This window comes from Nocardia sp. NBC_01503 (assembly GCF_036327755.1).
Taxonomy (GTDB): domain Bacteria; phylum Actinomycetota; class Actinomycetes; order Mycobacteriales; family Mycobacteriaceae; genus Nocardia.
Window position 1 is genome coordinate 4,268,018 of sequence record NZ_CP109596.1, and the last position, 12,224, is coordinate 4,280,241.

The 12,224-nt window shown below is 66.6% G+C and carries 10 protein-coding genes; 3 read left to right on the forward strand and 7 right to left on the reverse strand.

Annotated elements, in window-relative coordinates:
• The first annotated feature begins 150 nt into the window (after nucleotides 1-150).
• On the forward strand, nucleotides 151-1,362 hold the full coding sequence (locus OHB26_RS19190) for an IS110 family transposase (protein WP_330178653.1): 1,212 nt from the start codon (nucleotides 151-153) through the stop codon (nucleotides 1,360-1,362).
• A 42-nt stretch (nucleotides 1,363-1,404) separates the two neighbouring features.
• Here OHB26_RS19190 and OHB26_RS19195 read toward each other — a convergent pair whose 3' ends face one another.
• Complete coding sequence (locus OHB26_RS19195) at nucleotides 1,405-2,337, reverse strand: LysR family transcriptional regulator (protein ID WP_330178654.1); 933 nt, start codon at nucleotides 2,335-2,337, stop codon at nucleotides 1,405-1,407.
• A 125-nt stretch (nucleotides 2,338-2,462) separates the two neighbouring features.
• Between OHB26_RS19195 and OHB26_RS19200 the strand changes: the two genes are divergently transcribed.
• Together OHB26_RS19200 and OHB26_RS19205 are read left to right on the forward strand one after the other, a co-directional pair.
• On the forward strand, nucleotides 2,463-3,692 hold the full coding sequence (locus tag OHB26_RS19200) for an MFS transporter (RefSeq protein ID WP_330178655.1): 1,230 nt from the start codon (nucleotides 2,463-2,465) through the stop codon (nucleotides 3,690-3,692).
• A gap of 16 nt (nucleotides 3,693-3,708) precedes the next feature.
• Nucleotides 3,709-4,164, forward strand: coding sequence for a T6SS immunity protein Tdi1 domain-containing protein (locus OHB26_RS19205; protein WP_330178656.1), 456 nt, complete (start codon nucleotides 3,709-3,711; stop codon nucleotides 4,162-4,164).
• Here the strand turns inward: OHB26_RS19205 and OHB26_RS19210 are convergent.
• The 6 genes from OHB26_RS19210 to OHB26_RS19235 form a co-directional block, all read right to left on the reverse strand.
• Entirely contained in the window at nucleotides 4,161-6,125 is a 1,965-nt protein-coding gene (locus OHB26_RS19210) for a molybdopterin-containing oxidoreductase family protein (protein WP_330178657.1), read from the reverse strand. The two genes, OHB26_RS19205 and OHB26_RS19210, sit on opposite strands and share 4 nt — an antisense overlap.
• 29 nt (nucleotides 6,126-6,154) lie before the next feature.
• Entirely contained in the window at nucleotides 6,155-7,693 is a 1,539-nt protein-coding gene (locus OHB26_RS19215) for an AIM24 family protein (protein ID WP_330178658.1), read from the reverse strand.
• 66 nt (nucleotides 7,694-7,759) lie between these two features.
• The gene (locus tag OHB26_RS19220) at nucleotides 7,760-9,364 is read right to left on the reverse strand and encodes a regulator (protein ID WP_330178659.1); all 1,605 of its coding nucleotides are present in this window, start codon (nucleotides 9,362-9,364) and stop codon (nucleotides 7,760-7,762) included.
• A gap of 12 nt (nucleotides 9,365-9,376) precedes the next feature.
• On the reverse strand, nucleotides 9,377-10,072 hold the full coding sequence (locus OHB26_RS19225; RefSeq protein WP_330178660.1) for a cysteine hydrolase family protein: 696 nt from the start codon (nucleotides 10,070-10,072) through the stop codon (nucleotides 9,377-9,379).
• The gene (locus OHB26_RS19230) at nucleotides 10,069-11,457 is read right to left on the reverse strand and encodes an allophanate hydrolase (protein WP_330178661.1); all 1,389 of its coding nucleotides are present in this window, start codon (nucleotides 11,455-11,457) and stop codon (nucleotides 10,069-10,071) included. The genes OHB26_RS19225 and OHB26_RS19230 overlap by 4 nt, the downstream gene beginning before the upstream one ends.
• Before the next feature lie 109 nt (nucleotides 11,458-11,566).
• Nucleotides 11,567-12,172, reverse strand: coding sequence for a response regulator transcription factor (locus OHB26_RS19235; protein WP_330178662.1), 606 nt, complete (start codon nucleotides 12,170-12,172; stop codon nucleotides 11,567-11,569).
• Nucleotides 12,173-12,224: the final 52 nt, after the last annotated feature.

Genomic DNA, 12,224 nt, shown 5'->3' on the forward strand with positions numbered 1-12,224 from the left:
ATCACTTGGTCTGATCGGTAGTCAAGGCTCCCGCTCGCCGGCCGGGCGGACATGACTTAATAAGAGCCTGGCGAAGCCTCATCAATGTCCTGTCTGCTCGCCCGACCGGCGTCGACCCACCGAAGTCGTTACGGGAAGGCAGTATCAAGCATGGCAGCGTCGCGGCCGGTCACCAATATCTCGCTCGTGGCGGGAGCCGATACCCACGCCGACACCATCCACGTCGCGGCCCTGGACGCGGTGGGGCGGGAACTGGGCGATCACGAATTCCCCACCACCGCAACCGGATACCGGGACGCCCTGGAGTTCTTGGCCTCCCACGGAACTGTGGATGTCGTCGGCATCGAGGGCACCAGCTCCTACGGGGCAGGGTTCACCCGCGCGGTCCTCGCGGCGGGAATCGAGGTCCGCGAGGTCATCCGGCCCGAACGATCCGTGCGGCGGATGCACGGAAAATCCGACCCCATCGACGCCTACCAGGCCGCCCGCGCGGTCTTGTCCGGGCGCGCGAACGCCGCACCCAAGACCGAGCAGATCGAGGCGCTGCGCGCGTTGAACAACGCCCGCCGCTCAGCGGTCAAAGCCAGCACCGCCGCGATGAACCAGATCCACCACATGCTCATCACCGCCCCAGCCGCGATCCGGGAGAAGTACCGGCACCTGAAGGACAAAGCACTGGTCACCGCGCTCGCAGCCTGCCGACCAGACAGAGCTGATCCGGTCGTGCGGGCGGTGCTGACCGCGCTCAAGACCCTGGCCCAACGACACCGCTTCCTCACCACCCAGGCCGACGATCTCCAGAAACAGGTCCGCGAACTGGCCACCGCCGCCAACCCCCACCTGATGTCTCTGCACGGGGTCGGCCCCAACACCGCCGCCCAACTGCTCATCACCGCCGGAGCCAACCCCGAACGACTTCGCAGCGAAGCATCCTTCGCCGCCTTATGCGGCACCGCCCCGGTTCCTGCATCCTCGGGCAAGACCACCCGCTACCGGCTCTCCCGAGGCGGTGACAGACACGCGAACTGCGCCCTGCACACCATCGCACTGGTCCGTATGTCCTCCGACGCCCGCACCCGCGAATTCGTTCGCGCACAACGTGATAAAGGCCGCAACCCCGCCGAGATCCTGCGCATCCTCAAACGCGCGATCGCTCGCGAGGTCTTCAAATCCCTCACCCGCGGCCTGGCCGCCCCCGGACTCGAAGACCTGCGCCCAGCACGGCAAGCCAAGAACATTCCCCTCAGCATCGCCGCAGCCGCTATGGGCACCTACGTCACCAAGATTTGCCGCACCGAACTGGGCACCTACCCCGATTACGAACTCGCCCAACGCTACCGAGCATGGCTCGCCGCAGCATGACTTGACACAAATAGGAGCATCACATTCCGGCCCGAGCGCGGATCAGCGTCGAAGCGCCCAGGACGGTCGCCAGACCGGCTCGGCCACCGGCGTCAGGCCGCCGAAATGGTCGATGATCGGCCGCAGTCGCGGATGCGGATTCGCGCTCGGCATCATGAGCGAAAGCGGATACGCCAATGTCGGATTCGCGATCGGTATCCGGCGCAGATCGTGGTTGGTCGGCCACAGGTACCGATCACGCGCACCCACCAGGGTCGCCACCTCCGCGGAGTCCGCGAGAATATCCAGCAGCACCTCATTGCCGAAGTTCGGCCCGGCTGCATCGATCCGGAGATCGAACTCGGCGACGAGCTGATCGTAGAAGTCCGACCATTCACTGCCCGGCGCGATACCCGGCACCCAGATCCGATGCCCGCGCAGTTGGGCGGGTGTGAGCGTGCGGGCGGCGGCGAGCGGATGCCGAGGTCCGACAAGCAGTTCCGACGGAGAGTCGAAGGCGTGGATCATCCGCACCTCCCGCGGCAGCGTGCCCGGATCGGTGACCGACCGGAACGAGGCGTCGATATCGCCCGCCCGGACCGCGGCCACCACCTCGCGCGGATCATCGACCCGCAGCGTCACCACGTCGAGGTCGACCTCGGGATGCGCCCGCCAATACTCGTGCAGCACAACGGCCTGCGCCGAGCGCAGACCCAGCACGTCGATGCGTAGCGCCCGCGAACCCGGCCTGATCGCGGTGATCGCGCGATCGACACCGGTGACGATGGTGCGCGCGTGCGGCAGGAATGCCTGGCCGTCGAGGGTCAACTCCACCCCGCGCGCGGTGCGGGTGAACAATCGGATGTCGAGTGCGCGTTCGAGGGCGGCGATCCGCTTCGATACGGCCTGCTGGGTCACGCCGAGCTCATCGGCCGCATGTTGCAACTGTCCGAGCTCGGCGGCCCGGACGAACGATCTGACGGCTTCGGTATCCACCGCTCCACCCTATGGGTGCTCAACCGATGGTTGTGGCGCGCCGAAAGGCGGTTGTTTGATCGCCTGGCCGTGCGCCTGTTGTGATTCATGGACCCGAACATCGGTTGTCGCAAGGGAGTACACGGGTGCAATTGGGGCGCAATTTCGGCTGGCTGTGGTCGGCCTATGCCGTGAGTACCTACGGCACGTGGATGGCTTTCGGAGCCTTCCCGTTGATCGCGGTTCGAGTGTTGCACTCGCCGACCTTCGCGGTTTCGCTCCTGGAGGCGTCCGGGCTCGCGGTGGCGGCGCTGGTCGCGTTCTCGCTCGGACCATGGGTCGAGCACCGGGCCAAGCGACCGGTGATGATCGCCATGGACCTGATCCGCTTCGCCGCGATGGTGAGCATCCCGGTCACGTACGTTCTCGGCCTGCTGTCCTACGGCCAGCTGCTGATCGTCTCGGTCATCTCCGGCACCGCGAATATCGCCTTCGCCGCGGCGTCCGGCGCGTATCTGAAGTATCTCGTTCCGCGCGATCAACTCCTGGTGGCGAACGGGCGCTTCGAGGGGACCGGCTGGGTGGCGACCGCGGCGGGTCCGCCGCTCGGTGGTGCGCTCATCGGACTGCTCGGTCCGGTGGTCACCGTACTGGCCGATGCCCTCAGTTATCTGTTGTCGGCGTTCGGGGTACTGCGCATTCGCGGCGGGGATATCGCGGCACCCCGCTCGGATGCCGGACTGCGCCCGGCCGATCTGCTCACCGGCTGGCGGGTCATCCGCCGCGATCACGCACTCCTGCGACTGTTCCTCAACTCGATCCTGGTGGGCGGGCTGATCATGGCCACCGCCCCGCTGCTGGCCGTGCTGCTGCTGGGCCGATACCAGTATCCCGCTTGGCAATACGGGATCGCCTTCGGTATTCCGGCCCTCGGCGGCTTCGTCGGCGCGCGCCTGTCCGCGCGCCTGGTGGGCCGTTTCGGGCAGCACCGAATCATGATGGTCTTCGGCTGGCTGCGATCGCTCTTCCCGCTGGGACTCGCGTTCGTGCAACCCGGTGTCCCCGGACTCTTGACCGTGATCGTCGTCGAGGGTCTGCTGATCACCTGCATGGGCATCTTCAATCCGATCTACGCGACCGAACGCCTGCAACGGATTTCGGCGGATCACGCCGCCCGGGTACTCAGCACCTGGAGTGCGGCGAGCAAACTCGTGCACGCACTGCTCATGGTGATCTGGGGTGTGCTCGCCACCCGCACCGGTCCGCTCACCGCCATCACCATCTCGGGCGTGCTGCTGCTTTTCACCCCGCTGTTGCTGCCCAAGGCGGCGCAACCCGCCGGTAGCGCGTTCACGCCGATACCGGCGCGCGCGTGAGATGTAATGTGCCCGTGTGGAACTAATCAAATGGTTCACACCTGAGCAATTCAACGACGCTTTGAGCTCATGGGCGTGGATCGGACTGGATGGCAAGACCCCCTTGTTCACCTCCGTTTTCGGCGATGTCTTCTTCGGCGCGGATGACGGCGTGTGGTGGCTGGACACCATCGAAGGGGAGCTGACCCGGGAGTGGGACAGCCTGGAACAGCTCGAAGCGGAGCTGAATACCGCTGCGGGACAGGAGAAATACCTCATTGCCGAGCTCGCCTTCGCGCTGGCGGAGGGTGGGCTGGTGCCCGGTGCGGACGAGATCTACGACTTCTCGCACCCGTTGGTGCTCGGTGGTGCGCTCGAGGTCGAGAATGTCGAGGTCGCCGAGGTGTCGATGAGCCTCGATATACTCGGCCAGATCCACGATCAGGTTCGGCGGATACCGCCGGGGGCCCGGGTGAATATCCAGGTCTCCTAGCCTCGGGGCGTGATCCGCACCCGATTGTCGTGGAAGACCGCGCCCCCGCCGAAATCCGAATCCCGTTCGGCGATAGTGGCATTCACGGTCGATCCGCCCGACAGTTTGGCCCAGCGGCCCTTGGTGGTGGCCGCGACGCCGGTGCGGACGCGGTCGGAGACCTCGGCGATGGCGTCGAACGCACCGCGGTCATTGGCCACGGTGATCGGATCGCCGTCCGCGATACCGCGGGCGGCGGCATCGTCGGGATGCAGTGCCACCGTGGGATCGCCTGAGCGACGGCGCAATTCGGTGTTGTTGCCGAAGGTGGTATTCAGGAAGTAGTGCGAGGCCGCCGAGATCAGCACCAGTCCGTCGCCCGGATCGGCGGGCGGAATGTACGCCGGAAGCGGGTCGTGGCCCGCCATTTCGGCCCGGGTCGAAACGAAATTCAGCTTATCGGTGGGCACCGGCCGCGCCGCCACCTTAAGGAAGCCCTCGGTGCGCAACCGCTCGATATCGTGCCCCTTCAGCAGCTGCGCCGCCAGCTCCTCGTCGGAGTCGTACAGCGCGGGTTCGGTGAGGCCCATGCTCCGCGCCAACCGCCGGAAAGTCTCTGTGGTGGGCAGACATTCGCCCGGTGCGGACACCGCCGGTTCATTCCACACCAGGTACAGATTCCCGTACGCGGCCAGCACATCGAGATGTTCGGGCTGCATGGTGGCCGGCAGCACGATATCGGCGTAGTCGACGGTATCGGTCGGAAAGTGCTCCAGCACGACGGTGAACAGATCCTCGCGCGACAGGCCCCGAATCACCTTCCCCTGCTCCGGATTCGAGCCGACCGGATTGGCGGCGATGACGAACAGTGCCTTGACCGGTGGCTCGTCCACCTCCAGCAGACCCTCGCCGAGCCGCGTCATGGACAGTGTGCGCACCGGATGCGGTAGCAGGTCGTATCGCGCCAGCTCGGCATCGTTCAGATCGAAGTGCCCGCTCGTCGAATAGTGCAGTCCGCCACCGGGAATCGCCCAATCGCCGGTGACGCCAGGCAGACAGGCCAGTGCCCGAAGCGCCATGCCGCCGCCCGCATGCCGCTGCATACCCTGGGAGGCGCGAATAGCGGTGGGCCGGGTGCGGGCGATGCGCTCACCCAGCGCCACAATTCGCTCCACCGGTAGCCCGGTGATCTCCGCGACCCGGTCCGGTGTGAATTCGGCTATGCGCGTGTGGAATTCACCCCAGCCCACGGTATGCGAGGCAATGAACTCGTCATCCTGCGCGCCCAGCGAGACGATCACATGCATGAGCCCCAGCGCCAGCGCCGCGTCCGTCCCCGGCAGTGGTGCGAGGTGCTCATCGCAGCGCTCCGCCGTCCGCGATCGCACCGGATCGATGGCGACGGTATACGCCCCGCTGTCCTGAATGAACTTCCACCCGTGATGCCCCGAGCTCAGCGGATTGGTGCCCCACAGCAGGATCAACTCCGATTTGACGAAGTCCTCGGGATCCATACCGCCAGAAGTGCCCAGCGTGTACTTCACCCCGAGCGATCCCGCGACCGAGCAGATCGTCGGATCATGCAGCGAGGCGCCCAGCGCATTGAAGAACCGCCGCCCGGAAAACCCTTCCAGCCCTTGGATGTACCCGAGGCTCCCGGTCCCGTGGAACGGCCAGATCGCCTCCGCGCCGTACTCGTCGATGATCCCGGTCAATCGCTCGGAGATCTCCGCGAGCGCCTCATCCCAGGTGATGCGCTCGAAGCGACCCGCACCCTTGGCGCCCACCCGTCGCATCGGATGGGTGATCCGCTCGGGTGACCGCACCTGCTCGAGGTACCGGTTCACCTTCACGCAGAGCGCGCCCCGGGTGATCGGATGCGCCTTGTTCCCGCGCAACCCCACCGCGACGCCGTCCTCGACGTCGACCACCCAGGAGCAAGCATCCGGACAATCCAGCGGGCAAGCCCCGAGCACCTTCATTCCCCCGATCCTAGGCGGGGGCGCCGAGATCAGCCGAGGATGCCGCCGAGCAGGCCACCGGACTGTCCGGCCTCCTGACCACCGCCGGTACCGCCGATGAAACCGCCCGGCGGGAGTTCCGACGGTTGCACGATGACGAAGCCGCGGCCGGAGAAGGACAGCGTCATACCCTCGCCGGTGCTGCGCCCGATGAGGCGGGAGAAGCCGAAGGAGTCATTGCGTTTGATACCGGTCTGCAAGCTCGAGGACCAAGCCACGGCGGCCTGCGGATCGGCGTAGGTGGGCTGATCGACATTGAGCACGACGGGGGAGCCGTGCGTGGTGATGGCGATCCGGCCGCGGCCGGTGAAGACACAGTTGAAGAGCCCGGCATTGCTGGCGTAACCGGCCGCGCCCTGCACCATTTTGATGTTGTAGGTCAGCGTCGGATCGAAGGCCAGCACATTCGCGCCATTGATGGTGAGTCCGTCGGTGCCGTCCAGGTCGACGGTGTGCACATCGGCCGCGCCATTGGCCAGGAACAGATCGCCGCGTCCGGTGACCTTCATGAGCGGGACGCCCTCACCGGTCAGCCGCTGCTGGATCGCGCGCCCGATCCCACCCGAACCGAGCGCCTTGAACTGCAGATCGCCCTGGTAGGCGACCATCGACCCGGCCCGCGCCAGCACCTCCCCATTGACGGCGACCTTGATCATCTTGCCGCCCTGCTTCTGAATACCGATGCCATTGACCTCGGCATGGCGGGGATCGAACAGTTCACTCTGCATGGGCTGGGCTCCTTGCGAAAACGCGGGTGTGACCGGCGCGGAGTAAGCCGGTGCGGGTGAATGAGGTTGCGGGGCAGCGGGCGGCGGCGGGGGAGGAGGGCTGAACTGGCCCGGCGGCGCGAATTGCCCGGGCGGCGGGGCGTATTGGCCCGGCTGCGCGGGAGGCGGCTGGTACTGGCCCGGCGGCGGTGCACTCGGGGCGGGTGGCGCGTATCCGCCGGACGGCCCACCCTGGGCGGGCGGCGGGGCGGAGGGGTACTGCCCGGGCGGTGTCGCGACCGCGGCGGCGCTCGGCGGCGCGGGCTCGTCATCGATATTCACGCCGAATGCCTCGGCGATACCGGCCAGCCCGTTGTCATAGCCCTGCCCGACCGCGCGCACCTTCCACGCGCCACCGCGCCGGTAGATCTCCACGCACACCACGGCGGTCTCGGTGCTGAGCCCGGACATGGGAAAGGTCAAGGTCCCTGAATCGGCGGTAATGGTCGCGGTCAGCGTACCCACGCCCGCGAAGGTGGCGGGTCCGCTGCCGTCGAGGCTGGCGGTGACCACCACCTTGTCCACATTCGCCGGCAGCGCACCGGTCCGCACATCGACCATATCGCCGCTGCCGCGCCCGTGCCGGTACGTAACCCCCGGCCCCGCAGGCTGATTGAAGAAGACGAAGTCCGCATCGGACCGCACCCGGCCGTCGGTGCCAAGCAGCAGCGCCGACACATCGAGTGCGGCCGAACCCGCGACCGTCACCGTCAATCGTTCCCCGGGCGCGGGGCGATTCTCTCCTCGGGCGAGCGTGCTCACGACAGCCCTCCCCCAACTGAGCTCAGCTTCACGTCACCGAGTGTGCCCCGCGCTCGGCCCTTCGCGCTACGTGGATTCCCCCTCGATCGTGTCGGCGGGCTCGGGCGTGTCGATCTCCGGCGCGGGTGCGGTGCCGGGCAGGAACGAGCAGGCCCCGCACACCGCACCGAAGAACAGGTATCCGAGGGAGACCTGCGGTGCGGCGGCCCAGCCGACCTCGCTGGCGTGTATCAATCCGATCCAGGCCAGCACCGCGCCCACCGCCGAGGCGAGTGCCGCCGCACGGAAACGCTTTTCGAGAATGAACGTCACCATGGTGCCCAGCACCAGACCGGCCAGCACCGCACCGGAGCCGAGCGTCTTCAACCCGTCGTACACCACCCCGGCCTGTCCGAGCGCATCCATCCCGACCTTGTCCGCGGTGGTTCCGGCCGCGCTGAGCGCGTTGTCGATCTGTCCGACACCCCATTCCGCGAGATTCGGCAGCAGCGCCGCCACCACCGCGACGGCGTGCAATCGCGGAACCGCTTGGAACGCTTGCGCACCGATCAGCAATCCGATGTAGAGCAGGATCGGCACGATCGCGGGAATCGGCAGAATGGTGGCGAGCACTCCGAAAAGCCCCAGCAGACACATCAATCCGATGACCGCGCCGCTGGCGAGCGAATACCCGGTGCGCCCGCCCGCGTCCTTCCAGCCGGGATGTCCGATGTACACCGCGGGCGGGAACGGCGAGCCGAATCCGGAGCCGATGATCGCCCCGAAACCGTCGGCCAGCAGCACACTGCGCAGGTTGTAGTTGTCGCCCGCCGCTGCCGCGCTCTCCACATTGCTCATGGCCTCGGTGAAGTTGTACACACCGAGGGGAATCGCGGTGGCGAGCAGCGGGGCCAGATGACTGAGCCCGTCGAAGAGCAGACGCAATCGCAGATCCGGTAGCCCGAGCGCGATATCGTGCGCCGCCGCCGACACATCCGGCACCGACATGTACCCGCCGATCCAGCCGATGGCGGTACCGACCAGCAGCGCCACCAATCCGATCGGAATATTGCCCGGCAGCCGGACATTGGTGAAGAACCCGATCAGAATGATCGCCAGCACCGGCAATCCGATCCAGGCCGCCTCCCACATCTGCGCGGCCGGGCGCATGGCGATGAAGGTGATGGAGATACCCGCCAGGGTGCCGAGCATCGCCGCGCGCGGGGTGATCTTGCGAATGAACGGTCCGACGAACGCCCCGATCATGACGATCACGCCGATCATGAACGCCCACGCCAGGCCGGCGGCCCACGCGCGCATCGGATCATTGGTCTTCAGATAGATCGGCAGCATGACCACGAAGACCACGATGAACATATGCGGCACGCTCGGCCCGTACGGCAGCGCGGTCACCGTATCGCGCCCCTCGCGCCGGGCCAGGCGCCGCGCGAGCACCATGTAGTACAGATTCCCCAGTACCAGGGCGATTCCGAGCGCGGGCAGGACGGTGCCGAGCACATCCGCGCTCGGAATCTTCACCACCGCGATGGAGAGTGTGGTCAGGGTCAGGACATTGACCAGAATATTGAAGGCGAGCCCGAAGAAGGCATTGGTATCCCCCCGCGTCCACCAGGGCAGGGAAAGTGGTGCGGCGGAACCGGTTTCGTCAGGGAGCTTGGTATCGACGGACATGGTGGTTCCTGTTCACTGAGCCGGGGTGGAGAGCGTGGCGGTGAGAGCGCCGATGACGGCGGCCGAATCGGCCACCCAGCCGAAGATGCCGCCCTGCGCGGCGATCATCTCCAGCCCGACCCGCTGGAATTCCGGGAAATACGAACCGACACAGTCGGATACGACCAGGCATTCGAAGCCGCGATCATTGGCCTCACGGACGGTGGTGTGCACGCACACCTCGGTGGTGACGCCGGTGACGAGCAATGAGGTGATTCCCTTGCCCGCCAGCGCATCCGAGAGTTCGGTGGCGTAGAACGCGCCCTTACCGGGTTTGTCGATCACCACCTCGCCCGCGAGTGGCGCGAGTTCGTCGATGATGTCGTGCCCGTATTCACCGCGCACCAGAATCCGGCCGAACGCCCCGGGATCGCCGATGCGTTGAGAAGGGCTGCCCCGCAACAGTTTCGCCGGAGGACAGTCGGACAGATCCGGGAGGTGACCCTCTCGGGTGTGGATCACCGGGATTCCGGCCGCGCGGGCGGCGGCCATCAGCCCCGCCAGCGGTTCGATCACGGTGCGCAACAATCCCACGTCATTGCCCAGGCTCTCGCCGAACCCGCCGGGCAGTAGGAAGTCCCGCTGCATATCGATGACGAGCAGAGCCAGAGTGCTCGGCTCGAAGGAGAATTCGCCGGGTTGCGCCGGAATATATTGAACTGCCGTCATCTTCGTTCTCTCTGTTCGAGCCGGACTTCCGAATGCGCCACCAGCGGGCGCGGCTCGTCGAGGATGCGGGCGGCCGCCGCCAGGACGGTGTCGTCGCTCAGAGCGGGTCCGAAGACCATGGCCGAGAACGGACGACCGTCCGGGGTGGCGCCCAGCGGTACGGCAATCGCGGTGAGATCCAGCAGATTCCCGAAGTGGGTGTAATGGCCGAGCACGGTATTGGTGGCGATGGGATCGGCCAGCACCTGCGGCACCGTGAAGGTGGTGCCGATGGTCGGGACCACCATGACATCGACCTCACGCCACATCCGGGCCACCAAGGATTTGAGCTCTTGCAGCCGCTGCTGTGCGCGGAAGACATCGACGGCGGTGAACCGCATTCCGCCGGTGAGGATTTCGCGAATCACCGGCAGTATCGAATCGGGTTTCGCGGCGAGGAAGTCCTCGAACTCCACCAGGCGTTCGGCCACCCATGGCCCCTGGTACAGCAGTTCGCCCGCGTCCAGGAACGGCCGCAGCGTGGTCGTCACACAGTCGAATCCGAGTCCGGGCAGTCGTTCGCGCAGCCCCAGGTGCGCGGTGCGGAAGACCTCGTCACCGAAGAACTCCAGCTCGACCGCATCGGGCAGGCCGAGTCGAATCTTGTTGCCGTCGAACCGCTCTCCGCGTTCGCGGCTCCACGGATCATTCGGATCCGGATCGGCGATCACCTCGAAAACCCGATCCAGATCCTCGACCGTGGTCGCCATGAGCGTGAGGCAGTCCAGCGACTTACACGCCGGAACCAGTCCCACCGTGCTGATCAACCCCCGCGACGGCTTCCACCCGACAATCCCGTTGAGCGCCGCGGGAACCCGCCCCGAGCCCGCGGTATCGGTGGCCACGCAGAACGGCACCTCACCCAGCGCCACCGCCCGCGCCGATCCGGAACTGGACCCACCCGAGATCAAATCCCCGCCGCACACACTCCGCGGAATCGGATACGGCGTCCGTGTCCCGTTCAACCCCGTGGCGAACTGATCCAGATTCGTCTTCCCCGCGAACAGCGCCCCCGCATCCAACAGCCGCTGCACAGCGGGCGCGGTTTCCGTTGCGGTATAGGCGAAATCGGGACAGGCCAGCGTGGTCGGCCACCCCGCCACATCGATACTGTCCTTCACCCCGAACGGCACCCCGTACAGCGGCAACGTCCGCGCCCCCGGCCGCCGCTCGATCTCCGCGGCCGCCGCCAGCAGCTCCGCCCGCGGCACCGCGGTAATCCAGGTCCCGTCATCTCCCCGCGCGGCAATCGCATCCGCGACCCGCACGGCGGTGTGAATCGGTGACCCGCTACCACTTTCATGCGATGCCAGAATCTCCGCGACGGTGGGTCCAGGGTTCAACATCTGTCGATTGTCGGCACCCCGTGTGAAGCCCAGAGCCTCGAATTATGTCCGCTGTGTTAGCTGAAAAGCGCAGCCCCGCACGGGTACGGTACGGCGGGGTGGAAGTGGATTACAGCCAGCCCGAGGCCGTTGCGATGCGGATGGCGTCGACTCGATTGCGGGCCTGGAGTTTTGCCACCGACGAGGCCAGGTAATTGCGGACCGTTCCGTAGGTGAGACTGAGTTGCACCGCGATCTCGCGGGGGTCCGCACCGGCGGCGAGGCAGCGCAGTACGTCGATCTCGCGGTCGGTGAGCGGGCAGTCGGGGGTGCGCAGGGCGGTGAACGCCAACTCCGGATCGAGTACCCGGCCGCCCGCGGCGACGGTACGGACCGCGACCAGCAGTTCCCGGCGGGGCGTGTCCTTGAGGATGAAGCCGGATACGCCAATTTCCATGGCGCGCTTGAGATGACCCGGATTCGCCAGCGCGGTGAGAATGAGGACGCGGCAGTCCGGCAGGCCGGTGCGCAATGCGGTGGCGGCGGTGAGACCGTCCATACCGGGCAGATCGATATCCAGCAGGCATAGGTCAACCCGCTCGGCGACGGCCGTGTCCACAATGGATTCGCCGCGGTCGAGTGCGGCCACCACGTCGATATCGTCTTCCAACTCCAACGCCGCCACGAGCGTATCGCGGAGTATCCGCATATCCTCGGCAACCAGCACTCTGATCACGAAACCTCGCTCCTCACCGCAGGTTCGGCGCACTATCGCGGTTGCCCGAAGC

What these genes read in the sequence shown, in the direction of transcription:
- OHB26_RS19190 (WP_330178653.1), top strand. Translation starts at nt 151, where the DNA reads ATGGCAGCGTCGCGGCCGGTCACCAATATCTCGCTCGTGGCGGGAGCC.
- OHB26_RS19210 (WP_330178657.1), bottom strand. Translation starts at nt 6,125, where the DNA reads ATGAAGGTGCTCGGGGCTTGCCCGCTGGATTGTCCGGATGCTTGCTCC.
- OHB26_RS19220 (WP_330178659.1), bottom strand. Translation starts at nt 9,364, where the DNA reads ATGTCCGTCGATACCAAGCTCCCTGACGAAACCGGTTCCGCCGCACCA.
- OHB26_RS19225 (WP_330178660.1), bottom strand. Translation starts at nt 10,072, where the DNA reads ATGACGGCAGTTCAATATATTCCGGCGCAACCCGGCGAATTCTCCTTC.
- OHB26_RS19230 (WP_330178661.1), bottom strand. Translation starts at nt 11,457, where the DNA reads ATGTTGAACCCTGGACCCACCGTCGCGGAGATTCTGGCATCGCATGAA.